This window comes from Thalassobius sp. Cn5-15 (assembly GCF_022347685.1).
Classification (GTDB): Bacteria; Pseudomonadota; Alphaproteobacteria; order Rhodobacterales; family Rhodobacteraceae; genus Thalassobius.
Genome location: NZ_JAKRGF010000001.1, coordinates 324,262 through 350,076, shown reverse-complemented (window position 1 = coordinate 350,076; position 25,815 = coordinate 324,262). Strand labels below are relative to the sequence as shown.

General features: G+C 57.2%; 22 protein-coding genes and 1 tRNA gene. 10 read left to right on the top strand and 13 right to left on the bottom strand.

Annotated elements, in window-relative coordinates; genetic code table 11:
* The first annotated feature begins 17 nt into the window (after positions 1–17).
* Positions 18–1,313 (top strand): citrate synthase, encoded by a 1,296-nt coding sequence (gene gltA, locus MHM86_RS01685; protein ID WP_239195109.1) that lies wholly within the window; start codon positions 18–20, stop codon positions 1,311–1,313.
* A gap of 112 nt (positions 1,314–1,425) precedes the next feature.
* On the opposite strand, the gene MHM86_RS01680 is transcribed toward gltA, so the two are convergent.
* From MHM86_RS01680 to MHM86_RS01635, 10 genes are all read right to left on the bottom strand, one after another.
* On the bottom strand, positions 1,426–1,845 hold the full coding sequence (locus tag MHM86_RS01680; protein WP_239195107.1) for a hypothetical protein: 420 nt from the start codon (positions 1,843–1,845) through the stop codon (positions 1,426–1,428).
* Between the two features lie 160 nt (positions 1,846–2,005).
* Positions 2,006–2,785, bottom strand: coding sequence for an enoyl-CoA hydratase-related protein (locus MHM86_RS01675; RefSeq protein WP_239195105.1), 780 nt, complete (start codon positions 2,783–2,785; stop codon positions 2,006–2,008).
* Positions 2,786–2,861: 76 nt separating this feature from the next.
* A complete protein-coding gene (locus MHM86_RS01670) occupies positions 2,862–3,347 on the bottom strand; it encodes a cytochrome c-type biogenesis protein (protein WP_239195103.1) in 486 nt (161 codons plus the stop codon).
* Complete coding sequence (locus MHM86_RS01665) at positions 3,344–5,308, bottom strand: heme lyase CcmF/NrfE family subunit (protein WP_239195101.1); 1,965 nt, start codon at positions 5,306–5,308, stop codon at positions 3,344–3,346. The genes MHM86_RS01670 and MHM86_RS01665 overlap by 4 nt, the downstream gene beginning before the upstream one ends.
* An 85-nt stretch (positions 5,309–5,393) precedes the next feature.
* Entirely contained in the window at positions 5,394–5,945 is a 552-nt protein-coding gene (locus tag MHM86_RS01660; RefSeq protein ID WP_239195100.1) for a holin family protein, read from the bottom strand.
* Positions 5,936–6,547, bottom strand: a complete 612-nt coding sequence (locus MHM86_RS01655) for a holin-associated N-acetylmuramidase (protein ID WP_239195099.1) — start codon at positions 6,545–6,547, stop codon at positions 5,936–5,938. Before MHM86_RS01655 ends, MHM86_RS01660 begins: the two co-directional genes overlap by 10 nt.
* An 84-nt stretch (positions 6,548–6,631) precedes the next feature.
* On the bottom strand, positions 6,632–7,075 hold the full coding sequence (gene ccmE, locus MHM86_RS01650) for a cytochrome c maturation protein CcmE (RefSeq protein ID WP_239195098.1): 444 nt from the start codon (positions 7,073–7,075) through the stop codon (positions 6,632–6,634).
* A 136-nt stretch (positions 7,076–7,211) separates the two neighbouring features.
* Positions 7,212–8,024 carry a glutamate racemase gene (gene murI / locus MHM86_RS01645; protein ID WP_239195097.1) on the bottom strand — a complete coding sequence of 271 codons (813 nt, stop codon included), beginning with the start codon at positions 8,022–8,024 and terminating at the stop codon, positions 7,212–7,214.
* Positions 8,025–8,175: 151 nt separating this feature from the next.
* The gene (locus MHM86_RS01640) at positions 8,176–9,075 is read right to left on the bottom strand and encodes a lysophospholipid acyltransferase family protein (RefSeq protein ID WP_239195096.1); all 900 of its coding nucleotides are present in this window, start codon (positions 9,073–9,075) and stop codon (positions 8,176–8,178) included.
* A gap of 143 nt (positions 9,076–9,218) precedes the next feature.
* A complete protein-coding gene (locus tag MHM86_RS01635) occupies positions 9,219–12,644 on the bottom strand; it encodes an indolepyruvate ferredoxin oxidoreductase family protein (RefSeq protein WP_239195095.1) in 3,426 nt (1,141 codons plus the stop codon).
* A gap of 169 nt (positions 12,645–12,813) precedes the next feature.
* Here MHM86_RS01635 and MHM86_RS01630 point away from each other — a divergent pair, with 169 nt between their 5' ends.
* The 7 genes from MHM86_RS01630 to grxD all read left to right on the top strand — a co-directional run bounded on the left by MHM86_RS01630 (position 12,814) and on the right by grxD (position 18,547).
* Positions 12,814–13,710 (top strand): LysR family transcriptional regulator, encoded by an 897-nt coding sequence (locus MHM86_RS01630; protein WP_239195094.1) that lies wholly within the window; start codon positions 12,814–12,816, stop codon positions 13,708–13,710.
* 454 nt (positions 13,711–14,164) lie between these two features.
* Entirely contained in the window at positions 14,165–16,324 is a 2,160-nt protein-coding gene (gene purL, locus MHM86_RS01625; RefSeq protein WP_239195093.1) for a phosphoribosylformylglycinamidine synthase subunit PurL, read from the top strand.
* Positions 16,317–16,850, top strand: a complete 534-nt coding sequence (locus MHM86_RS01620) for a hypothetical protein (RefSeq protein WP_239195092.1) — start codon at positions 16,317–16,319, stop codon at positions 16,848–16,850. Before purL ends, MHM86_RS01620 begins: the two co-directional genes overlap by 8 nt.
* 70 nt (positions 16,851–16,920) lie before the next feature.
* The gene (locus tag MHM86_RS01615) at positions 16,921–17,412 is read left to right on the top strand and encodes a hypothetical protein (protein WP_239195090.1); all 492 of its coding nucleotides are present in this window, start codon (positions 16,921–16,923) and stop codon (positions 17,410–17,412) included.
* Positions 17,413–17,479: 67 nt separating this feature from the next.
* Positions 17,480–17,719, top strand: a complete 240-nt coding sequence (locus MHM86_RS01610; RefSeq protein WP_239195088.1) for a BolA/IbaG family iron-sulfur metabolism protein — start codon at positions 17,480–17,482, stop codon at positions 17,717–17,719.
* 49 nt (positions 17,720–17,768) lie between these two features.
* Positions 17,769–18,056, top strand: a complete 288-nt coding sequence (locus tag MHM86_RS01605; RefSeq protein WP_239195086.1) for a hypothetical protein — start codon at positions 17,769–17,771, stop codon at positions 18,054–18,056.
* Positions 18,057–18,184: 128 nt separating this feature from the next.
* Positions 18,185–18,547 (top strand): Grx4 family monothiol glutaredoxin, encoded by a 363-nt coding sequence (gene grxD / locus MHM86_RS01600; protein WP_239195084.1) that lies wholly within the window; start codon positions 18,185–18,187, stop codon positions 18,545–18,547.
* Positions 18,548–18,712: 165 nt separating this feature from the next.
* On the opposite strand, the gene MHM86_RS01595 is transcribed toward grxD, so the two are convergent.
* A tRNA-Leu gene (locus MHM86_RS01595) sits at positions 18,713–18,796 on the bottom strand.
* Positions 18,797–19,013: 217 nt separating this feature from the next.
* Between MHM86_RS01595 and MHM86_RS01590 the strand changes: the two genes are divergently transcribed.
* Positions 19,014–19,592, top strand: a complete 579-nt coding sequence (locus MHM86_RS01590) for a YqaA family protein (RefSeq protein ID WP_239195082.1) — start codon at positions 19,014–19,016, stop codon at positions 19,590–19,592.
* Positions 19,589–20,056, top strand: a complete 468-nt coding sequence (locus tag MHM86_RS01585) for a disulfide bond formation protein B (RefSeq protein ID WP_239195080.1) — start codon at positions 19,589–19,591, stop codon at positions 20,054–20,056. The genes MHM86_RS01590 and MHM86_RS01585 overlap by 4 nt, the downstream gene beginning before the upstream one ends.
* A 20-nt stretch (positions 20,057–20,076) precedes the next feature.
* On the opposite strand, the gene MHM86_RS01580 is transcribed toward MHM86_RS01585, so the two are convergent.
* Both MHM86_RS01580 and MHM86_RS01575 read right to left on the bottom strand, forming a co-directional pair.
* Positions 20,077–21,522, bottom strand: a complete 1,446-nt coding sequence (locus MHM86_RS01580) for a methyl-accepting chemotaxis protein (protein WP_239195079.1) — start codon at positions 21,520–21,522, stop codon at positions 20,077–20,079.
* A gap of 218 nt (positions 21,523–21,740) precedes the next feature.
* The gene (locus MHM86_RS01575) at positions 21,741–25,334 is read right to left on the bottom strand and encodes a vitamin B12-dependent ribonucleotide reductase (RefSeq protein WP_239195078.1); all 3,594 of its coding nucleotides are present in this window, start codon (positions 25,332–25,334) and stop codon (positions 21,741–21,743) included.
* Between the last annotated feature and the right edge of the window lie 481 nt (positions 25,335–25,815).

Below are 25,815 nucleotides of genomic sequence, written 5' to 3'. Positions count from 1 at the left end.
CTGATGAAGGGAACACCATGACGGAATCGACCAAAAGCGCCACGCTGACGTTTGACGGGAAAACACTGGAGCTGCCAATGTTCAGCCCCACTGCTGGCCCCGATGTGATCGACATTCGCAAGCTCTATGCCCAGGGCGGTGTGTTTACTTACGATCCGGGCTTCACCTCCACTGCGTCCTGTGACAGCACCATCACCTACATCGATGGCGGCAAAGGCGAGCTGCTGCACCGTGGCTACCCGATCGACCAGCTGGCCGGTCAGTCTCATTACCTCGAAGTATGCTATCTGCTGCTTTACGGTGCGCTGCCGACCGCCGCGCAGCTGGAAGAGTTTGAGACCACCATCACCCGTCACACGATGATCCACGAGCAGATGCATAACTTCTTCCGTGGTTTCCGTCGTGACGCGCACCCGATGGCGATCATGGTCGGTGTGGTCGGCGCCATGGCTGCGTTCTACCACGACAGCACAGATATCAATGACCCCGCCCAGCGTGAGATCGCATCGCACCGTCTGATCGCGAAAATGCCGACCATTGCTGCAATGGCTTACAAATACTCGATCGGTCAGCCCTTCGTATATCCGCGCAACGATCTGGATTACGCGTCCAACTTCCTGCACATGTGCTTCTCTGTTCCGGCGGAACAGTATGAGGTGAACCCGATCGTGTCCCGTGCGATGGACCGCATCTTTACCCTGCATGCAGACCACGAACAAAACGCGTCAACCTCTACCGTGCGTCTGGCGTCGTCCTCCGGTGCCAACCCGTTCGCCTGTATCGCAGCAGGCATCGCCTGTCTCTGGGGACCGGCACATGGTGGCGCGAACCAGGCGTGTCTGGAAATGCTGAAGGAAATCGGTTCGGTTGACCGCATTCCTGAATTCATCGAGCGTGCCAAAGACAAGAACGATCCGTTCCGTCTGATGGGCTTTGGCCACCGTGTGTACAAAAACACCGATCCGCGCGCCAAAGTTCTGAAAGAAAGCGCCGATGAAGTTCTTGAACTGCTGGGCGTTGAAAACAACCCGCTGCTGCAGGTTGCCAAAGAACTGGAAAAAATTGCGCTGGAAGATCCCTACTTCGTCGAGAAGAAGCTGTTCCCGAACGTTGATTTCTATTCGGGCATCATCTTCGAGGCACTGGGCTTCCCGACCTCGATGTTCACCCCGATCTTCGCGCTGTCGCGCACCGTTGGCTGGGTCAGCCAGTGGAAAGAGATGATTGGCGACCCTCAGAACAAAATCGGTCGTCCGCGTCAGCTGTACCTTGGTGAAACGCTGCGCGACTACACCGACGTTGAAACCCGCTAAGCGGTATTCACAACGGGACAAGATATAGGGCTGCCTCCGGGCGGCCCTTTTCATGTGAGATTTCTAGGTATCCAGAAACAGGATGACGCCATGCCTGATTGGCAGATGTCGATCAGGTGTTCAGGCCCAGCATTGCATACAGAAAATCAGTAGGTTCTCGCAGCACCTCTGCAAGATCATCGACCGTCTTTGCCACCATCAGTTGGACGTCTTCAAATTCGTCCCAGAGGGCTTCTTGTACCTTGCTCAGATCTTGTCCCACTGCGTTCGGGCAGAAATACGTCACATTCAACGCTTCCCCCGGATATTTCAGCAAATCGTAAAGGACGACCATCTGCTTGCGTCGTTCCTTCAGATCGACCTTTGCACTGTTCAACCGCGCACAATCCACCACAATCCGCAAGCCAGAATGCACATACGGGTCCAAACTGTAATACGGCACCAGATCGTTTAACTGTCGTGTTGAATGATGGCCATCGTAACGCACGTACAGCAAATTTTGATCATTATAAACGTGATAACTAGCGGCCATAACACACACCCCATTTACACGGTCAAATAGTCCAGAGAGAATATATTCAGTGTAAACGGCACTAAAGTATAGGTCTAAAAACCACACACGCACAGCGGGACAATATTCGGATGTAAAGTGATCCCTATCGGCGCAGGTCAGACGGGTGTTTTCTCCGCGGTCAGCGACCTTCAAAATGCGGTGACCGTCCTTCGAGGAAAGCAACGACGCCCTCTTTGAAATCGCGGCTTTTGCCGACACGCCCCTGATGGCGCGCCTCGTTTTCCAACTGTGTCTGCAGGTCGTTGGACCAGCTTTCGCGGATCGCACGCTTCATGTGTTTGTAGGCCAGCGTCGGCCCTTTGGCCAATTGCAGCGCCCGTGCTTTCACCGCTGAGGTGAACGCCTCATCAGGTACCGCCTCCCAAATCAGACCCCATTGATCTGCCTGCGTGGCACTGATCAGCTCCCCAAACAGGGCAGCGCCCATCGCCTTGGCCTGCCCCATGTTTCGGGTCATCCAATAGGTGCCGCCAGCGTCGGGGATCAGACCGATGCGGGAAAACGGTTGCTGGAAACTGGCGCAGTCTTTGGCGATCACCACATCTGCGGCGAGCGCCAGATTAGCCCCCCCGCCCGCAGCCAACCCGTTGACGGCTGCCAGCGTCGGGATGCGGCAGTCATAGATCGCCTTCAGCATTGGGCCGTATTCATCACGCAGGGTGCGTTCCAGATCAAGGTTGTCCAGATTTTCCCGATCGCTCAGATCCTGACCGGAACAGAACACCGCGCCTGAGCCTGTGATGACCAGAACACGCGCAGCTGCCTCAGCCTGACGGGCGGCATCAGTCACCTCTGCCCGCATCAGACTGGTCAGGGTGTTGCCGCTATCGGGTTGGTTCAGCGTCAGGATCGCTACGCCATTGGCAGAGATGTCCAGTTTTATGGTCTCATAACTCATGACGGTACCCTTCTCTGCCGCATGCGGATGAGTCGAAGATTGGTTCAATTTGAAGGGATTGCAAGATGTAGATTACTTAATCTTTGAGGATTTCGCGCAGACGCGCCTCTTCGTCTTCTGACAGGGCCTGCACCACGATCTCCTCCTGCGAGGCACGGCGACGGGTGAAGCTGATCGCGATCCCGAGACCAATGACCAACATGATCGGCCCTGCAGCCCAGAGGATCCAGTTTCCACCCTGCGTCGTTGGGTTCAGCAGCACGTATTCCCCATAGCGATCCACCACATAGTCGATAACCTGATCGTTGCTGTCGCCCTCGACCAGTCGTTCACGCACCAAAAGGCGCAGATCACGGGCCAGTTCGGCATTTGAATCGTCGATGTTCTCATTACGACACACCAGACAGCGCAGATCCTTAGAGATATCACGCGCCCGCTGTTCCATTGCCGGGTCGGGCAAAATTTCATCAGGTTGGACAGCTTGGGCAGCCATCGGCGCCAGCAGCAGAGTTGCGGCCAGCGCGAGGGTTTTCAGCGCACAGTGTTTCTGGAGACGGGTCATTCTGCAGGTACTCCGGCAGGTTTCACTTTCCGCGCGCCAGCAGCAACGCGGTGGCGGCGATCGGTGAGGCTAAGCAACCCACCAAAGCCCATCAGGATAGACCCACCCCAGATCCAGTTCGCCAACGGTTTATAGTAGCTGCGCACCGCATAGCCACCGCCCTGCTGTTCATCACCAAGGACCACATAGACATCACGCAGGAACCCGTTGTTGATCCCTGCCTCCGTCGTTGGCATCTGGGCGATTGGGTAGATGCGTTTTTCAGGATGAACCACGGAAATCACCCGATCCTGCTTGCGGATCGTGACCCAGCCTTTGGTGGACAGGTAGTTTGGGCCTTCGACCTCCTGCACCTGATTCAGGGTTAAGGTAAAGCCTGCAATCTCAAACTCCTCCCCGATCTGGACGATACGAATATCCTCCTGCTCCCACGCCATCAGGCCCGAGATGCCGAGGAACACAATACCCAGACCCGCGTGGGCCACGGCCTTGCCCCAATCGGCGCGCGGCAGGCGACGCAGGCGGGACAGCTTGTCCTTGCGCCCGGCCCGTTGCCACAGATCAACACCAGCCCCGAACACCAGCCATGTGCCAAGGAACATGCCTATGGGACCAAACAACGATCGACCCGATTGCATCGCATAGGCCAGCCCCATAATCGCCAGCGACAACACCAGCGCTGGCACCAGCGGTTTGAAGCTGCGCGCAATCTGCGCCCGTTTCCACGGCATGATCGACCCCAGTGGCAACAAGAGCGCAAGGATCACCATGAAGGGCGTGAACGCCATGTTAAAGAACGGCGCACCCACAGACAGTTTGCGTCCCATGCCCAATTCCGCCACCAAAGGCCAGATCGTGCCGATGAAGACCACAAAACAGCTGACAGCCAGCAGGACGTTGTTGATCACCAGCGCGCTTTCACGGCTGACCACGGAAAAGACGCCCTTCGCCTCCATCACACTGGCGCGCGCGGCGTAAAGCGTCAGCGCACCGCCCATGAAGACGGCAAGGATCGCGAGGATGAACACACCGCGTTCAGGGTCATTTGCAAAGGCATGGACCGAAGTGATGACGCCAGAGCGCACAATGAACGTCCCGATCAGCGAGAAACCGAAGGCCATGATCGCCAAAAGGATGGTCCAGCTTTTCAGCGCCTCACGCTTTTCCACCACGATGGCAGAATGCAGCAGTGCGGCCGAGATCAGCCACGGCATGAAGGATGCGTTTTCCACCGGATCCCAGAACCAGAAACCGCCCCAGCCCAGTTCATAATAGGCCCACCAGCTGCCCAAGGCGATGCCGATGGTCAAAAACAGCCACGCTGCCAGTGTCCAAGGCCGCACCCAACGGCCCCAAGCCGCGTCCACGCGCCCCTCGATCAACGCGGCAACAGCGAAGGAGAAGGTCATCGACAGGCCCACATAGCCCAAATACAGGAACGGCGGGTGGAAGGCCAAACCGGGGTCCTGCAACAGCGGGTTCAGATCTTGGCCATCCAACGGCGGTGCCATCAGGCGCAGGAACGGGTTCGAGGTAAACAGGATAAAGGCAAAGAAGGCTACCGAAATCGCCGACTGCACCGCCAGAACCCGCGCCCGCAAAGTGGGCGGCAGGTTGCCGCCAAACCAACTGGCACAGGCGCCAAACAGTGTCAGGATCAGCACCCACAGTAGCATAGAGCCCTCATGGTTGCCCCAGACGCCCGACACTTTGTAGAGCATCGGCTTGAGCGAGTGAGAATTCAACACCACCAACTCCACCGAGAAGTCGGAGGTGACAAAGGCATATGTCAACGCCACGAAGGCAAAGGACGTCAGCAGGAACTGCGCATTGGCAGCAGGTTCCGCGATAGCCATCCAACCGGGCCAGCGCTTCGCGGCACCGATAAGGGGAACAGTGGCCTGCACGATGGCGACCAGAAAGGCTAGGATGAGGGCGAAGTGACCGAGCTCTGTAAACATGGGGTTCATATATCGCGATCTGCGCAGTCGGCCAATCGCAATCGGCAGAACCACGGGTTCACATTGTCGCGGGGCTGGGCGCTGTTCAACGGGCGCCCTTTGCGACCTGGAGCCATGCTGTCAGCGCGGGATTTTGGTCGTCAACCTGTTGCGGCGGCGGCGCTGCCCTTTTGACCTGCCCCTCCAGCGTGTCAATCTGCGCAATGACCTGCGGCAGACGTGCCATGCTGTGGCCCAGTTGGACCTGAAACGCCTGCGCTTTGGCTTGATGACGGGCGCCGAAATAGAAACTGACGATCACGCCCAAGAGCCACCACAGTGGTTCCGGAACCAGTGAAATCCCCTGCATCCGCGCCGCAAACCACACCGGGTCGACCATCGCCGCGATGAACAACCCCAGCGTGCCGAGCGCCAGACCGGGACGCGGCAGGCGGTTCAGCCCATCCATGATCCGATCAAACACCCCGCGTTGATCACGGGTAAATTCCTGCGTCAGCTGTTCCAGCGCAGCACGTTGCAGATCATGGCCGCGCTCTGCCCCCGCTTCAGCGTTCTCGCGAAACACCTCCACCGTACGCCGCACCTCTGACAGGCCACCACCGAAAAGCGCGTTGAGAAGATGAGAGATCACACCCATGCCGCCACCCGTTGCTGGAACTCTGCGTCGGTCAGGTGATAACGGTGGTCAATGAACTCCTCCGCGCGTTTGATCCAGCCACCTTTTTGCCCTGTACGCGTGCGGGCAAATTTGCGCGACTGTGGTCGTTGATCCCCCAGACGGAAGTAATAATTGCGCCGCGCAATGCCATAGGCATCCGCCAGATGCTGCGGTGCGATCTTGGCTGCGGCCTCCGCGGCAGCGATGGTTTGCGGACCGATGGCGCCATCGACGCTGACCGTCTGGCCCATTTGACTGAGCAGCCGCTGCAGGATCTTCACCGCATTAGCGCCCGCGTTCACATACATATCAAATACGCTGGCCTGAATGACCATTGGCAATTGGTCAATGCGCGGGCGCGCGTAGTAATGATCCAGATAAATCTCGACCGCACGGGATTTAGTGATGCGGCGCAGATCGCTACCGTCCACGTCGCCATCACTATCCAAATCAAGCCCCAGCCTGCGCAGAGTGCCCAGCGTCACCCCGTGTTTGGTCATCCCCCCCGGATCATCGGGATCATTCACATACCCCCCCTCGCGGGCGACGATATCCTTGGCGATTTGTTTGACGTCCAGCATAGAAACCCCCAGATTGAGTGCGCTCTCAAACTGGGGGCTGTGTGGTTAAAGCGGCGGTAAAGCTGCGTGCGGTGGGGGCTGATGTTACGCCTCAGGTTCCACATAGACGCCCTGTTCCTTCAGCGCATCCACCACCTCTTTCGGCATGTAAGTTTCATCATGTTTGGCAAGAATTTCATGCGCTTCAAAGACACCATTGATGTATTTTCCGGTGCCGATCATGCCCTGATTCTCCTCAAAAAGGTCAGGCAAAACGCCGGTAAAGCTGACCGCTACAACGCCGTTGCCGTCGGTCACATTAAAGGTGATCGCTTCCCCTTGACCGCGCATAAGGGACCCCTCTTCGACCAAGCCGCCAATGCGAAAGGTTTCAGAGGCGATTGGTGGGCTGGCCAACACCTCTGACGGGGAACGGAAGAAATTGATGCCATCACGCATCGCATAGCCGATCAGACCGGTGGAAACTGTCAGTGCAATCGCTGCAACAGCAATCACCTGCACCCTGCGTTTCTTCTTCAGGCCCTTCATTCTGCTGGCTCCTTCGCGCGCGTCTGTTCTAGTGGTTAACTATTTAGGTCTTTGGCGACAGGATCAAAAGCCCCCGCGCCTGCGACATAAAATGCCGGATCTGAACAGCGACGGCTTTGATCAGGGTCAAACGGGCTTAGGCCGCCTGAAACTTGATCTCGCGGCGCAGGAATTGCGTTGCACGGGTCGACACCGTAGCGGGATTGCCAGAGGTCAGGAATTTACTTTCCGTTCCTGCCCCAACCATTGCGGGATGACGCCCCAGATAGTCGGCCAGACTTTCCGCAACCAGATTGGCCTGACTGTAAACCTTTACATCCGCGCCCAATGCATCCTGAAACTGATCATGCATCAAAGGATAGTGCGTGCATCCCAGAATAGCCGCCTGTGGATCGGGCATCTTGCGTTTCAGCGCATCCACATGGCTGCGCACCAGTGCATCCGCGAGGATCATATCGCCATCCTCAATCGCATCGACGACCCCCCCGCAGGCCTGCGCCTCTACGTCCACGCCAATCGCACGAAACGCCAACTCACGCTGAAATGCACGGCTGGCCACCGTCGCAGGTGTCGCAAAGAGCGCCACATGCTGCACCTCGACCTCACGCGGAGGGGAGTTATCGCCCCATTTGCGTTCAGTCAGCGCCTCAATCAGGGGCACAAAAACGCCCAGCACCCTTTTGTTTTCTGGGATCCACCCCTCCTGCATCCGGCGCAGCGCGGCAGCGGAAGCGGTGTTGCAGGCCAGAACCACCAGATCGCAGCCTTCGTCCCACATGCGCTCCACCGCCTGCGTGGTCAGATCATAAACGTTGTTGGCATCGCGCACACCGTAGGGCGCATGGGCATTGTCACCGTAGTACACGAAAGGCACGTCCGGCAGTCGCTTGCTGACCGCATCCAGAACGGTAAGGCCACCCAGGCCTGAATCAAAAATACCAACTGCCATCTTTATCTGCCCTTCTGTCCTGGCGACCTGCGTGTGAGGCATCTTTGCGCAAAACACATACGCACTGCTTTGCATCCGTGCATAGCGCATTGGCTGGGGCTTAGGCAATGCGGCGAAACAAGGGAGGCGGTGACGGTCGCGTTACCGACCCTCAGGTCCGGCGCTGCGCCGCCGTTTTGTGTTTTTCCTCAAACTCGAACCCCAACACATCTGGGTTCAGTGGTGCCGGCGACAGATCATAGGTGGCGCGACGTAGAAATGCCATCAATGCATTTGCGTCACCGGCATGCTGCGCAATCTGGTCCGGCGCGATCGGCTGCCCAATCACCGTCTGCACCGGTGTGTCGACACGTTTGGCAAATTCCTTGATCAACAGCGACATGCGCAGTGTGTAGTGCATGTGGCTGGCGATCTGGAACAAACGCGAGGTCTGCCCAGCAAAGAACACAGGCACCACAGTGGCGCCGGATTTTGCAACCATCCGCGCAGTGAAGTTGCGCCAGGAGGGGTCCATAGGCCGTGAAAACGGCGTTGCCGAGGTGCTGACCGTACCGCCGGGGAAAATGCCGATGGCTCCGCCCTGCCCCAGATAACGCGCCGCCTCTTTGCGGGTTGCAAGATTCTGCGTCACCGCCTCGCGGGTGTCATCAAAGGCGATGGGCAGGATCACCTTGTTCAAATCCTCGGACTTGCGAAACACGCGGTGCGCCAGAATGCGAAAGTCACCGGCGCGGCGCTGTGACAGGATGTGCCCCATCATCAGCCCGTCCAGAATGCCGTAGGGGTGGTTTGCGATCAGGATCAGTGGGCCTGTTTCGGGGATATTGTCCAGACTGCCGCCCACCACATCCAGCGACAGACCATACCGTTCCACCATGACCTGCCAGAAATCAGCACCGGCCGCCACCTCCTGATCATAACCCGCCGCGCGTTTTATCATCTGCAGACGGCCGGTCATATTTTCAACCGTGCGGATCACCGCGCGGCCGCCACGGGTCTGGGCGGAATAGGCATAAGAGATGTCGCGCGCGATGTGACGTTTGGCGGGCATAAAGTCTGCGGCCTTCATAGTGAAACATGTAGACGTTTGATCTAACAGCGGCGTGGGACGTGGATCAAGAAGATGCCGCGCCTCACGCTTTAACGGGCGAAAACTTCACCCCGCTGTTACATCCGCCGCATCGACGGCGATACTCATTCCGCTGCCGCCTCCATCTCTGGACCACCGGCGCGGATCACCGACCATAGCGCCTCACGCTCTTTCGCCGCTTTGGCTTCGTTTGCCGCCTTCACGGGACCGAAACCACGGATTTGCAACGGCAGACGGGCAAGCGCAATCGCCGCATCGCGGGTCGATGGGGTGATCAGCGGGATCAATTTGGCCATGTCGTCCTCATACTGCGCAATCAGCGCCCGCTCCATCTGGCGTTCCGCTGTACGACCGAAGGGATCCAGTACGGTGCCCCGCAGACCTTTCATTCGCGCCAACAGGCGGAACCAGCGTTTCATGGAAGGCCCGAAGGTCTTCTTCGCTGGGCGTCCGTCCTCTGTACCGTCGCCGGTGAGGCTGGGCGGGGCCAGATGATAGGTAAGGGAGATATCGCCATCAAACACCTCCGACGCCTTTTGCTGTGACTGCAACAACAGGCGTGCAACCTCATATTCATCCTTGTAGGCCAGCAGTTTATGATAGCCTTCTGCCACCGCTTCGCGCAGTTCGATATCCTCAAACCGCTCCAGCATCTTGCGGTATTTGCGCGCCAGCTTCTTGCCTTGATAAGCCACCAGATGATCGGCACGGTAGGTGATGCGGTCTTCCAGCGACTTGGGCAGTTCAACGACTGTTGACGGCGCAATGAGCGCCTCCGCCTCTGCGGGATGCAGTGCGACCCACCGCCCGATCTCAAAGGCACGCAAGTTGCGTTCGACAGCGGCACCGTTCAGCGTCACCGCCTGCACAATCGCATCATGACTCAGCGGCAACAGCCCCCGCTGCCACGCCGTCCCCAACAGCATCATGTTGGAGAAGATGGAATCCCCCAAGGTGATGCGCGCCAGTTCCGACGCATCAAACAGCTGCACGCGATCCTGAAACCGTGCCTGAACCTGTAGCTGCAAGCGATCACTGGGAATGTGGAATTCCGTGTCACGGGTGAAATCACCGGTGATAATATCGTGGTTATTCACGACCGCGCCGGTGCGACCCGTGCGCGTCAGGCCCAGTGTTTTGGCCCCTGCAGACACCACCAGATCGCCGCCGATCAGCGCATCACATTCACCGGTTGCGACACGCACAGCGCTGATGTCGTCGGGCTGGTTTGCGATACGGCAATGGATGTGCACCGCGCCACCTTTTTGAGCGAGGCCTGCCATTTCCATCATCCCCGCACCCTTGCCATCAATCTGTGCGGCCTGCGCCAAGACCGCGCCGATGGTGACAACGCCGGTGCCACCAACGCCAGTGATCACCACATTATAGGTGCCATCAATCGTCGGCAGCGTAGGCGCGACCATATCCGGCAGGTCCAACGCCTTCGTCGCCGCCTTTTTCAAGGTGCCGCCGCTTACGGTGACGAAGCTGGGACAAAAGCCATTAACGCAGGAGAAGTCTTTGTTGCAGCTGGATTGATCAATCGCCCGTTTGCGGCCCAGTTCCGTTTCCACCGGTACGATGGAGACGCAATTCGATTGCACGCCACAGTCGCCACAGCCTTCGCAGATGTCGGTGTTGATAAAAATCCGCTGATCGGGATCAGGAAACAACCCGCGTTTACGGCGGCGGCGTTTTTCAGCAGCGCAGGTTTGCACATAAACAATCGCCGACACACCTTTGATGTCACGAAATTTTTTCTGAACCTGCTCCATTTCCGATCGCTCGTGAGTACGGACAGAAGATGGGAAGGCCGCAAGGTCGACGTCTTCCTTCTCATCATAGACCACAGCGATCTCGGCCACGCCCATCGCCTGCAACTCGTCCACGATGCGGTAGGCGGTCAACCCGCCCTCATTTGCCTGACCTCCTGTCATGGCAACCGCGTCATTATATAGGATCTTGTAAGTGATATTGACATCCGAGGCCAATGCCGCACGGATCGCCATTACACCGGAGTGGTTATAGGTACCATCGCCAAGGTTCTGGAACACATGGCCGGTGTTAGAAAACGGTGCTTCGCCGATCCAGTTCGCGCCCTCGGCCCCCATATGGGTGAAGCCAGAGGTGTCGCGGTCCATCCACTGCACCATATAATGACAGCCAATGCCCGCATAGGCACGGCTGCCTTCTGGCACTTTGGTCGATGAGTTATGCGGACAGCCGGAACAGAAATAGGGCAATCGGGTAGCCAATTCTTCGGCGTTGTCATTGCGCCGTGCCTCGCTCAGCGCGGTCATGCCAGCCTTGACGCCTTCGGTGCCGCGCCCCTCTTCAATCAGAATATTGCCTAGTTTTTCAGCAATCCAGATCGGGTCCAGCGCACCACGGGTCGGAAACAGCTCTTCGCGCCCCATCATGCCAGCGCCGCCTTTGTACCAGCCGTAAACGCGCCGCCCACGCCGATCGTCAAAGATCGCCTCTTTGACTTGCACTTCGATCAGTTTGCGCTTTTCTTCGACAATCACGATCAGGTCCAAGCCTTCAGCCCAGTCGTGGAAGCCTTTCATATCCAGCGGGAAAGTCTGACCCACCTTGTAGGTCGTCAGGCCCAGACGCTCGGCTTCGGCCTCATCAATGTTCAAGAGCCGTAGCGCGTGCTCCAGATCCAGCCAGTTCTTACCGGCAGCGACAAATCCGATCTTGGCCCCCGCCTTACCCCATTTGCGTTGGTCGATCTTGTTGGCGTGACTGTAAGCTTCGGCAGCGAAGCGTTTGTAGTCGATCATCCGCGCTTCTTGATCTGCGGGAGTATCCCCCAGACAGATGTTGAGACCACCAGCGGGCATGGCGAAATCAGGTGTTACCAGCTGCATTCGGTCAATAGCACCGTCGATGACGCCTGTGGCCTCTACCGTGTCCTTCATGGTTTTCAGCCCGACCCAAAGGCCGGAAAACCGTGACAATCCATAGCCATAGACGCCGTAGTCGAGGATTTCCTGAACCCCCGCAGGGCTAACAACCGGCATATATGCATCCACCATCGCCCATTCAGACTGGTGCAACACGGTGGAGCTTTCCCCGGTGTGATCATCGCCCATCGCCATCAAAACACCGCCGTGTTTCGACGTGCCCGCCATATTGGCGTGGCGCATCACGTCGCCGGATCGGTCTACCCCCGGCCCCTTGCCATACCACAGACCGAAAACGCCGTCATACTTCCCCTCGCCGCGCAGTTCCGCCTGCTGCGCGCCCCACAATGCCGTGGCGGCCAGATCCTCATTCAGGCCTTCGTGAAATTTGACATTTGCCGCACTCAGCTGCGCCTCTGCCCTTTGCATCTGCAGATCAACGGCCCCCAAAGGAGACCCACGATAACCGGTAACGTAACCTGCCGTATTAAGCCCCGCCGCCTTATCCCGCGCCTGCTGGGTCAACATCAGACGTACAAGGGCTTGTGTCCCATTGAGTAGAACCTGTGCCTTTGTCAGGTCGAAGCGGTCGTTCAGTGTCACTTTCTCGCTGGTCATGTTTGCGCCTCCCAACACTACATGCTTGCTAGAATATAAACTTACATTAGGTCATAATTTATGACCTACAAGAAAAAACTTAGTCTTTTCCATTCGAAATATCGTGAAAGCGGGTTAAGGTTCCGATCGTATAGTGTATCAGGACCGCGCAAATCGGGAAGTGTTCGGAATGGATTGGGACAAGTTAAGAATTTTTCATGCGGTTGCTGATGCAGGCAGCCTGACCCATGCAGGCGACGTATTACATCTGTCGCAATCAGCCGTGTCGCGCCAGGTGCGGGCACTGGAGGAAAGCCTGAACGCCACCCTCTTCCACCGCCACGCGCGCGGGCTGATCCTGACCGAACAGGGCGAATTGTTGTTTGACGCCACCCGCGCCATGACCAAACGGCTGGACGCCGCCGCTGCCCGCATCCGTGACAGCGAAGAAGAAGTGTTCGGCCAGCTGCGTGTCACCACCACCATTGGCCTCGGCACCCTGTGGCTGGCACCGCGCCTGCCGAAGCTTTATGAGCAATACCCTGATCTGAACATCGAACTGATGCTGGAAGAACGCGTGCTGGACCTGCCGATGCGTGAGGCAGACGTTGCCATTCGCATGAAGGAACCCAGTCAGGCGGATCTAATCCGCAAACGCCTGATGGCGGTGCGCATGCAGCTTTTTGCCTCGAAGGAATATCTGGAACGCAATGGCATGCCCGCCTCGATCGAGGATATCGGCGAACACCGTCTGGTTTGCCAGAATACCAACGCACCGCAGGTTGGTGCCAGTTCGAACCTTGTGGGTCACCTGATGACCTATGATGTGAAATCGACGCTGATGGTGAACAACTACTTTGGCGTCCTGCAGGCGGTGGCAAACCATCTGGGGATTGGGGTTCTGCCCAACTACCTGACGCAGGATTTCCCGAATCTGGTGCGCGTGCTGCCTGATGTTCAGTCGGTCGAAGTGCCCGTTTACCTTGCCTACCCCGAAGAACTACGGCACTCCAAGCGTATCTCCGCCTTCCGCGACTTCGTTCAGGAAGAGATTATCGCCTACCGCAAACAGATGAGAGATCAGTAACTTATCCTTAGGGAAACCTAACATATTCAGGGGTATGCAAAAACCGCATAACAGACATGATTTCCCTGCGGCAATATGGGACTTGCGGGATTCACTTTCGATGCCTATTTCAGCATTCGACGGTGACGACGATGAATTTCTCGTCACTTTCATACCTCCCTGTTGGACTTTGGCCGAGCTTAGTGCTCGGCCTTTTTTTTGGCCAATAAACACAGGTCAATAACCCTGTTTGACGCTAAGTATTTTCGCCACCTCCCCGGTGCGCTTCGCGGCAAAACCCTGCCTCTGATGAGCGTATTTGGGACCAATTGAAAGCCGCACGCGCGACCGCCATCAGGTAGCAGCGTCACACACATGTCGCAAAAGAGCGGTTTCAGCCGCTTTGCCCCCTTCCCCAAATCCGAAAACCGCCTTAAGAAGCGCGCAACAAGCGCCTGCTGGAGAGTGACCGGATATGCAAGACCCGAGCCTGACCCCCGAACTGATCGAAGCGCACGGGCTGAAGCCCGACGAATACGAGCGCATCCTAGAGATCATCGGGAGGGAGCCGACCTTTACCGAGCTGGGCATCTTCTCGGCTATGTGGAACGAACACTGCTCCTACAAATCCTCCAAGAAATGGCTGCGCACCCTGCCCACCGATGGCCCGCAGGTGATCTGTGGCCCCGGCGAAAACGCAGGTGTTGTCGATATTGGCGACGGTCAGGCGGTCATCTTCAAGATGGAAAGCCACAACCACCCATCCTACATCGAACCCTATCAGGGCGCAGCCACCGGGGTTGGCGGCATTTTGCGCGATGTCTTCACCATGGGTGCACGTCCGATTGCCGCGATGAATTCGCTGTCGTTTGGTGAAACCGCACACCCCAAGACGCGCCAGCTGGTGCACGGTGTTGTTGAAGGCGTTGGCGGCTACGGCAACTGCTTCGGCGTTCCGACCGTCGGCGGCGAGGTGCGTTTCCACCCCGCCTATAACGGCAACTGTCTGGTGAACGCGTTCGCCGCAGGTCTGGCCGATGCGGACAAAATCTTCTATTCCGCAGCGTCGGGCGTTGGCATGCCGGTTGTGTACCTTGGCGCCAAGACCGGCCGTGACGGTGTGGGCGGCGCCACTATGGCATCGGCAGAATTTGACGACACCATCGAGGAAAAACGTCCCACCGTTCAGGTTGGCGACCCCTTTACCGAAAAACGCCTGATGGAAGCAACGCTGGAACTGATGCAGACCGGCGCTGTGATCTCGATCCAGGATATGGGCGCGGCGGGTCTGACCTGTTCGGCCGTTGAAATGGGCGATAAGGGCAAGCTGGGCGTCAAACTGAACCTCGAAGATGTGCCCCAGCGCGAAGAGAACATGACAGCCTATGAAATGATGCTGTCGGAATCTCAGGAACGCATGCTGATGGTTCTGAAACCGGATCTGGAAGCAGAGGCGCGCGCCGTCTTTGAAAAATGGGATCTGGATTTCGCCATCGTTGGTGAAACCATCGCCGAAGACCGTTTCCTGATCCTGCACAACGGCGAAGTGAAGGCAGACCTGCCGCTGTCGCCGCTATCGGGCCGCGCGCCGGAATATGACCGCCCGTGGGTGGAAACCGAAGTGGACGCAGAACTGGGCGAAATCGCTGCCGTTGATCCGATTGACGGTCTGAAGGCGCTGATTTCTTCGCCGAACTATGCGGGCAAACAGTGGGTGTATCAGCAATATGACTCGCAAGTGATGGCCGACACCGTTCAGGCGCCGGGCGTTGGTGCGGGTATCGTGCGTGTGCATGGCACCGAAAAATCGCTGGCCTTCACCTCTGACGTGACACCGCGCTATGTGCGTGCCAACCCTGTTGAGGGTGGCAAACAGGCCGTCGCCGAAGCCTACCGCAACCTGACCGCCGTGGGCGCCAAACCGCTGGCGACCACCGACAACCTGAACTTCGGCAACCCCGAAAAGCCCGAAATCATGGGCCAGTTCGTCGGCGCGATCAAAGGCATCGGCGAAGCGGTTGCCGCACTGGATGTACCGATCGTTTCGGGCAACGTGTCACTATACAACGAAACCGACGGTCAGGCGATCCTGCCGACCCCGACCATCTGCGCTGTGGGCCTGATCGATCAACCGGACCACGCGATCATTGATTGCGCCCGCGAAGGCCACGTTGCCCTGCTGGTGGGTGAAACCAAGGGCCATTTGGGTCAATCCGCCCTGCTGGCCGAAGTGTTCAACCGCGAAGAGGGCGATGCACCCCACGTGGATCTGGCGGCTGAAAAGCGTAACGGTGATTTCATCCGTGCCAATGCCGAATACATCCGCGCCTGTTCTGACCTCGCCGATGGCGGCCTGGCGCTGGCCGCGTTTGAAATGGCAGAGGCCGGTGAGGTTGGCGTGCAGATTGACGTCACCGATCAAGCGCTGTTGTTTGGTGAAGATCAAGCACGCTATCTGGTGGCCTGCAACTTCGATCAGGCGGAATGGCTGATGGGCGAAGCGGCAAAGGCTGGCGTTCACGTCGAATTTGTCGGCAAGTTCGGCGGTGACTGCGTGAAACTGGGCGGCTCTGACGCGCCGCTGGCAGAGCTGTCTGAACAGTTCCGCACCAGCTTTGAAGCGGCTGTTGGCTGATCCCATGGCGGATGAGCACCTGAAATTGCCGGTGCTCACTGAAAACTGTGAAAGCTGCGCAGCGATCTGCTGCGTGGCTTATCCTTTTGATGGGGATGAGGATTTCGCCATCGTCAAAGAGGCGGACACGCCCTGCCCCAACCTTGGCCCCGATTTTCGCTGCACCATCCACAAGGACCTGAAAATCAAAGGCTTTACCGGCTGCACCGCCTATTCCTGTGCCGGTGCCGGCCAGCGCATCACGCGGGAACTGTTTCCCGATGAAACCTGGCATGATGACCCCGATCTGATCTACCACATGGCCTATGCCCTGCGGGTGATCCGCCCAATTCATGAAGCGCTCCTGCTACTGAGTGAGGCTGCAAAACTGCCGATCCCGCCCGCCGCACTGGCCGAGGGACGCGCGCTGATGGCAGCGATGTGCCCAGAGGAAGACACCTCGATCCACGATTTCGAAGAGCCGGAAGTGCAAGAGGCGCTGGCCGATGTGCCGCGGTATTTGCAGTCTCTGGCGGGCTACCTTTAACAGATTTAACTTGCACCTTCGCCAAGGTATCCTCAATAATTATATAAATTCATTAGCTTATTAGGCATTTATGATCCTGTTACGCCGCCTCGCACCATTTGGTTACTTGGTACTCCAACTTGGGGCTGCTTATCTATTGGTGCTCTACCTCGTTATTGCAGGGTTTGGGCTTCACGACAGCTTTTGCTACCCAGACTACCCGACCACAATCGCAAAAGTACTGTTTTTTGCGATCGGAATCTGCGCTCTCACACACCTTCCCGGCTTCGCCATTCTGAAATGGGTACTGATGATCTCACCGCACAAAGCGGCGATCCCTTGTGTCGCAATAACATCCGGCATCATTTTGCTTTTTGGAGGAGATCTTTTCCTACGAGCATTAAACGAAACGCACTGTGCGGCCGGCGCTTGGGAACTTCAGGACAACAACATCATCAAACCTATTTGGTTTGAGGCCCTGATTGAGTACGGGATGAAAATAGCAGCTCTTTTGTGGCTTCTAAGCACAGTCTGGCTGTTTATTGTGAGCCTCAAATATGCTTTTACGACGCAAGACGCTTGATCGGCTTGCACCCACCCGCCGCGCGCCCTAAATTTCACCCAAGATCCAAGAACACCCGGAGGGCCCGATGGCCGTATATGCACAGGAACTGGAAGACATGCTGCGCGAGGCGTTCCCGAACGCCACCCAGATCGTGGTAGAAGGCACCGATGGCAAGCACATGTCGGCGATGATCGTTGACGAAAGCTTCCGTGGGAAAAACCGCGTCCAGCAGCAGCGTTCGGTCTATGCCGCGCTGAAGGGCAAGATGGACGGCCCCAACGGCGATTTGCACGCTCTGGCGCTGACCACCAAAGCACCGGAGTAAACCTTCGCGCCAGTGACGCGATAGATCGCCGCAACAAAGGATCAAAACGATGATGGAGCTGCTGACAACTGGCCTGATCCCCATCCTGATCCTTGCGGGTGCGGCGATGCTGGCGCTGCTGGCGTGGGTAAACCGCGACAGTTCCCCGATGGTGGATGAGGATAGCGATCCTGATCATCACACGTTGCGATCTGATTATCAGTCGGGCATGGGGGGCGGATCCGTGCGCACCTGGAAAGTACCAAAGGATCAGGCGGCTTATGCCCGCATGTTCGTACCCAAAACCCACGCGCACAGCGATGCCAGCGACAAGAGCGCCAAAAGCGACACGACCTGAGGACACATCCGCCCCTCTGCGCCCCTTAGTTTTCGCGCACCGCACACCCCAATCCCCGCATTGGCAAATCACACCGTCCATCATATATGTTGGACAACTGGACGAGATCCTATCAAAGGAAACGCAAAATGAGCGACGCACAGACCGCAATTGATGAAACCGTGAAGGGCAACGACGTTGTGCTGTTCATGAAAGGCACCAAAGACATGCCGCAGTGTGGCTTTTCCAGCCGCGTGGCTGGCGTGCTGAACTACATGGGTGTGGATTACACCGACGTGAACGTTCTGGCCGATGACGCTGTGCGTCAGGGCATCAAGGATTATTCCGACTGGCCCACCATCCCGCAGCTTTACGTGAAGGGCGAATTTGTCGGTGGGTGTGACATAATCACCGAAATGACCCTGTCGGGTGAGCTGGACACGCTGTTTGACACAAATGACGTGACCTACTCGAAAGACGCAGCGGACAAAATCCGCGAAGCCAACGCCTGATTGGCGCCCGCGCGCCCGCATGATGAGATTTTCGAAACCCCGTCCTTTGAGGCGGGGTTTTGTTATGTTGACCCCACAACACACTGATCGCCGCAAACAGCCCAATGCAGAGCCCCAAAACAAAACAGGGGCTCACGACACGTGGTCGCAAGCCCCTGATTTTATTGGTACCCAAGGCCGGACTCGAACCGGCACGCCTCGCGGCGGGGGATTTTGAATCCCCTGCGTCTACCATTCCGCCACTTGGGCAACGTTTGGATGATTTACCCGCCTGCCCGCCCCGCGTCCAGTACGAAAGCGCGCCTCGAGCGCATATTTTTGTCTGATGTTTCAGACAGCCCAACCATTTACGGCGCGGATCCGCCAACAGGCGTCTGTCACAACCGATTGCGCTGCCACATCAGGGCGAATGGCTGTTGACCCCCTTGCCCAGTCGTGGCGTAAAGGGGCAAAGCGCGAGGCAGGTATGATTAAGAAACTTTATGATTGGACAATGTCGCTGGCAGATCACCCCCGGGCCATCTGGGTATTGTTCTTTATTGCCTTTATCGAAGCCTCGGTCTTTCCGATTCCACCGGATGTTCTGATGATCCCGATGGTGCTGGCACGCCCGACCAAAGCTTGGCTGATTGCGCTGACCGCATTGGCGGGATCTGTTCTAGGGGGCCTACTGGGGTACGGCATCGGCGCGTTTTTCTACGAAGAGCTGGGGCGCCCGGTGCTGGAAGCGATGGGCAAAGCCGATTCGATGGAAGAATTCAGGACCCGATTCAACGGCGTTGGCTTCTGGGCAGTCCTGGGTGCGGGCATCACGCCCTTCCCGTTCAAGGTGATCACCATCATGTCCGGCTGGACCGCGATGCCGCTGAGCACCTTTATTATCACCTCAATCATCGCACGCGCCCTGCGTTTCTTTATCGTTGCCGGTCTGCTGTGGAAGTTCGGTGCGCCGATCCGTGAATTCATCGAGCGTCGTCTGGGCTTGATGTTTACGCTGTTTCTGGCAATCCTGATCGGCGGTTTCTATCTGGTGAAGTTCCTATGACCATTCTACCTGATCAACGCACGCTGGTTGCCCTTGCGACCCTTGGCTCCATCACCTTGTTGGGGGGGGCGTTCATGTTCCAGTTTCTGGGCTATCCGCCCTGCGAAATGTGCCTGTGGCAACGCTGGCCCCATGCAGCGGCAATCGCCTTTGGCTGCACAGCCTTGATGCTGGGCGGAATGCGCGCCTTTTCTGTCCTTGGCGCACTGGCGGCGGCAACCACAGGCGGGCTGGCCGTCTATCATACCGGTGTCGAGCGCGATTGGTGGGAAGGCCCCGACAGCTGCACCGGTGGGGGCGCGGGGCTGGATATGGGCAGCCTCTTGTCCACGGAAGGCGCCGGTATCGTCATGTGCGATCAGGTCAGCTGGGAGTTGTTCGGTCTGTCGATGGCCAGCTGGAATGCGGTGGCATCCTTCGCCATTGCAGGCCTGTGGATGTTGGCGTTTCTGCGTCGCGCGTGAGGTAGCAGATTACATCCAGATTATGCCTTGTAGCCCAATCGCAAACCGCCCCAATGGGTCCCGTCGATGTAGATCGGGACCGATAGATCCTTCATCATGGTGAAGTTTCCATTGCCCATATCGCGGCGATAGGCCTGCATCAGAAACGGTTTGGTCGATTGCCCAGCTGCCAGACCGACGCGATCATCAAAGATGCGACGATTGCGGCTGAAGGCGCTGTTAAACTCCACCTCTCCCTCGATCTGCGGCAAGGAAAACTGTTTATTGTGGGTGGGCAGATAGCCATCACGGTTCAGCGCGGCACAGAACACCACATCTTCTGACAGCTTCAGCATACGTTCCAGTATGGGCGGCAGAACACTGTCCATATAGGGGGTAAAACGCGCCATAACCTGCGCCGGATTGGTGTTCGGGATTGGCGTATAGGTGGTGTCCATGAAATCAACCAACGACATGCGGCCGGACGCCACCGCATCAGAAAACAGGCCCGATATCTCCTCTGCGGCCTCTTTCACCGCACGGATATAGGGGGTATCAACGGTTTCCACACCCATACGAGACACCATGCCCGTGATGGTTTCTGCATCTTCGGTGATGTCTGCCATTGCCGATTGTGCATCCCGCAGACTACTGGCACTGGTGGTCACATCCTGCGTCAGCGCCTGAATGGTCTGGCCAACCTCATCGGTTACATTGGTTATCTCTTCACTCGCGGTCAAGATATCACGCTGCGATGCCGCCATCCGCGCCAAAGTTTGCGGTATCTCCTCAATCTCAGCCCCGATTCCATTGGTTTGCTGACGAATGCAGTTGGCGCTAGACACGGCCTGCTCTGCATCCTCTATCAAGTTGCGCAAGTCCTTGCCCAGCTCTCCGATCGTGTCATGGATTTCACCGGTCGCCTCACTGGTCAGGTTCGACAGATCCTTCACCTCCTGTGCAACCACCATAAAGCCACGTCCGTGCCGACCGGCGCGCGCTGCCTCAATCGAGGCGTTAAGCGACAAGAGATTGGTTTTCCGCGAGATATTATCAACCTCAGTCGACACAGTGGCAACGCGCTGCAGGCTCCCCTCCAGCTGCGACAGGCGTTCGAAAATGGTCTGAACCCGGTCAATCAGCCCCTTCACATCCACAACCATAGATCCAAGGCGTTTTGAGGTATCACAAACCGTCGCCTCTGCCTGTTCTGACATGGCTACCGCCGAATTGGCACTTTCAAGAACTGATTGCCCCTGTGCAGTAAGCTGTGACGTTTTCTCTGCAAGCCCTTGAAAAACCTCCGCTTCTGAAACCACGCGTGCGCTGGTGTCGCTGATTTCACCGCCCGCAGAGGCCAGCGAGATCGACAGCGATCCGATACGCTGCGCGATCTCATGGATGGCCGTGTCCGGTTCGCTCTGCGCCGCCTCTGATGAGGCAGCAACCAACTCAGCCTGAAATTCATCAATCGCTTCAATTTTCATCGAACTCTCCTGAGTTGCATCAGCTCACACCTAAAACAACGGAGTTTTACGGTATTCTTTTAATTCCCCCCGCCTGACACACCCGAGCGCACAAAGAAAAGGCCCCCACGAGGGGGGCCAGTTTTGCGAAATGGGCATGTAGTTTACTGCCCGATACTGTTTTGCCTGTATGCCCATTCCGCATCAGGGGCAGGCGCACCCGCCCCGGAATTCTGTTGTTAACTACACCCAGATGTTGCGCCGCAGGTGTTGCACTTCATGCAGGTGCCATTGCGCACCAGCGTGTAGTTGCCACAATCACCGCAGGCTTCGCCCTCATAGCCTTGCATCTTTGCCTTGGACCGCGCATCGACCGCTGGTGCCACCGCTGGCGGTGCGACCGCAATATCCGCGCTGGTTTCCGGCACTTGCAGCCCCATCAAATCCTGTGGCATCCGTTTGCGCAGATATCCAGTGGAGCTGATTTGTTTCAACATTTCCAATGATTTGGTCGCCGCAGTGTCGCTTAACTCTTCAACGTTGCTCAGACCCTCTTCGGCACCGCGCCCGATATCGTCGAAAGTCGCCCCCTGCGGTTTCACATGCGCCAGATCAGTGCGATCCAGATAGCTGACAGCCAGCTCGCGGAAGATGTAATCAAGGATCGATGTGGCGTTTTTGATCGAGTCGTTGCCCTGCACGATGCCCGACGGCTCAAATTTGGTGAAGGTGAAGGCGTCGACAAACTCCTCCAGCGGGACGCCATATTGCAGGCCCACGGACACTGCGATGGCAAAGTTGTTCATCATCGCACGGAAACCGGCCCCTTCCTTGTGCATGTCGATGAAAATCTCACCCAACGCGCCGTCACTATACTCCCCCGTACGGAGATACACCTTGTGCCCGCCGACCACGGCCTTTTGCGTGTAGCCTTTGCGCCGCTCCGGCATCTTTTCGCGGTGGCTTCGCACCAGTTCCTTAATGACGACCTTCTCGACGATCTTTTCAGCCAGCACTTGCGCCTTTTCCTGTGGGGTGCCCGTTTCCAGAGTCTCTGCTGCCTCTTCATCCCCCTCAATCAATGCCGCCGCCAAAGGCTGGCTGAGTTTCGAGCCATCACGATACAGCGCGTTTGCTTTGATGCCCAAGGACCAGCTCAGCTCATAGGCGGCCTTGCAGTCCTCAATCGTAGCATCATTGGGCATGTTGATCGTCTTGGAAATCGCGCCCGAGATGAAGCTTTGCGCCGCAGCCATCATGGTGATGTGGCTGTTCACAGAGAGATAGCGTTTGCCCTTTTTACCGCAGGGGTTTGCACAGTCGAAGATGTGGTAGTGTTCTTCCTTCAGGTGCGGGGCACCTTCCAGCGTCATGGTGCCACAAACATGGTCATTCGCCGCCTCGATATCCGCACGGCTAAAGCCGAGATGTCGCAGCAGATCAAAAGACGGATCCACCAAACGATCTGCCGGAATGCCCAGCGTATCGCGGCAGAAGGCCTCGCCCAATGTGTATTGATTGAACACGAACCGGATATCAAAGGCGCTGGCCAATGCAGCCTCGACCTTTTCCACCTCTGCGGCAGTGAACCCATGACCGAGGAGGGCTGTATGATTGACGCCCGGCGCATTGCCCATACTGCCATGGCCCACCGCATAGGCAATGATCTGTTCGATCTCCGACGCGGAATAGCCTAGATTTTCCAGCGCCTTGGGTACCGAACGGTTGATGATCTTGAAATAACCGCCACCAGCCAGTTTTTTGAACTTTACCAATGCAAAGTCCGGCTCAATCCCCGTGGTATCGCAATCCATCACCAGACCGATAGTACCGGTGGGGGCAATGACAGACACCTGCGCGTTGCGATAACCGTTCTGCTCACCCAGTTCCAGCGCGCGGTCCCAAACCTGCATCGACAGTTCGCCCAGACGCTGATCCGGCACGTTTGCAAGATCCAGCGCCACGGGCTTGACCGCCAGCGCCTCATAGCCCTCTGTCGCACCATATGCTGCTGTGCGGTGATTGCGAATGACCCGCAGCATCTGATCTTTATTCTTTGCATAGCCTGCAAAGCTGCCCAATTCCCCCGCCATTTCGGCAGAGGTCGCATAGGACACGCCGGTCATGATCGCAGTGAGTGCGGCGCCCATCGCGCGGCCCTGATCGCTGTCATAGCCCAGCCCCATATTCATCAGCAGACCGCCGATGTTGGCATAGCCCAGCCCCAAGGTACGGAAATCATAGGACCGCTGTGCAATCTCTTTCGACGGGAACTGCGCCATGGTGACGGAGATTTCCAGCGTGATTGTCCACAGGCGCGTGGCATGCATGTAGTCATCAACCTGAAACACGCCATCTTTGTAGAAGGTCAGCAGGTTCATCGATGCCAGATTGCACGCGGTGTCATCAAGGAACATGTATTCGGAACAAGGGTTTGACCCGCGAATCTCACCGTCCTCTGGACAGGTGTGCCAGGCGTTGACCGTGTCATGAAACTGAATGCCCGGATCGGCGCAGGCCCATGCGGCGTGGCCGATGTCTTCCCATAATTCGCGCGCCTTCACGGTTTTGGCGACCTTGCCGTCGGTACGGTTCAGGAGCGCCCAATCCTTATCCGCCCTCACGGCGCGCAAAAACGCATCTGTCACCCGAACGGAGTTGTTGGAGTTCTGACCAGAAACCGACGCGTAAGCCTCGCTGTCCCAGTCGGTATCATATGTTGGAAACTCAATGCGATCATAGCCCTGACGCGCGTAGTCCAACACGCGTTTCACATAGGTTTCAGGGATCGCCACTTTTTTCGCGTCCCGCACTGCCGCCTTCAGGCCTGCATTTGTCTTGGGGTCTGTAGCATCCTCGATCGCCCCGTGCCATGCGCCGATCGCGGCGAAAATCGCGTTCAGCTTTGCCTCGTGCATTTTGGAACCGGCAACGATCGAGGCGACTTTCTGCTCTTCGGTCACTTTCCAGTTTACGAACTTCTCAATATCGGGGTGATCTACGTCGCAGATCACCATCTTTGCCGCCCGCCGCGTGGTGCCACCTGATTTGATCGCACCAGCTGCCCGGTCCCCAATCTTCAGGAACCCCATAAGGCCGGAGGACTGGCCACCACCTGCGAGCCGTTCACCCTCGGCCCGCAGTGAGGAGAAATTGGTGCCAGTCCCCGACCCGTACTTGAACAGCCGCGCCTCACGCACCCAAAGGTCCATGATGCCTCCCTCGTTCACCAGATCGTCAGAAACGGACTGGATAAAGCACGCGTGGGGCTGTGGATGTTCATAGGCGGATTTCGACTTGGTCAGTTTGCCTGTTTTGTAATCGACATAGTGATGGCCCTGCCCCGGACCATCAATGCCATAGGCCCAGTGCAGGCCGGTGTTGAACCACTGCGGGGAATTGGGTGCAGCGCGTTGAGTTGCAAGCATGAAACGCATTTCATCATAGTAACTGCGCGCGTCCTCCTCCGAGCTGAAATAACCGCCTTTCCAGCCCCAATATGCCCATGCGCCCGCCAGACGATCAAACACCTGTTTCGCGGATATCTCCCCGCCCAGATCTGTGTCTTTGTCCGCGGGCACTGAACGCCAGAGGAACTCTGGCACACCTGCCTCTTTGACCTTTTTCAGCGCGGTGGGAACCCCTGCCTTACGAAAATATTTCTGCGCAATCACGTCAGACGCCACCTGCGACCAGCTTTCCGGCACTTCGACATCGGCCAAATGAAAAACCACGGTTCCGTCTGGGTTGCGGATTTCCGAGGTGGTCGTCGTGAACGCCAGCGCCGCGTAGGCGTCCTGTCCGGCGGTGGTGAATTTCCGTTCAATCTGCATCGCAACGCTGCCCCGTCTGTGCCTGCTTTGACGGCGCCCTGCCCTATGGTGCTGTCCTGACTTGGGCGGGTGCCTTTATAAAATTCGTGTCAGCAGTTGACCGCACACATCTCACCCCGGCGCATCCCTGGAATTTTCAGGATGCGTGGAAGATCAGGAGCCGGCAATTAGACCGCGTTCCGAAATTTCTAAATCTGCCCCCGGCATTCGATAACAACAAAATATTAACTACATCTAGTGGCAATCGACGCTGACCCCCACAAGGTGACGTAAGTAAACACAAACGGTCAACGACTATTTTATAATTTTTGAACTTGACGAGGAGGTCGTGCAGCAGGTCATCCAACAACGACTGCGATTCTGAATACACGTTGTTTTTTTGACGAAACCCTTATCGCCTGCCACCATTGAGAAAAGTGAGCAGCGCCTGCCAAATGGCTTTGATCTGGCGATTTTTCACACTTGGCGCGACCGCGCTTGG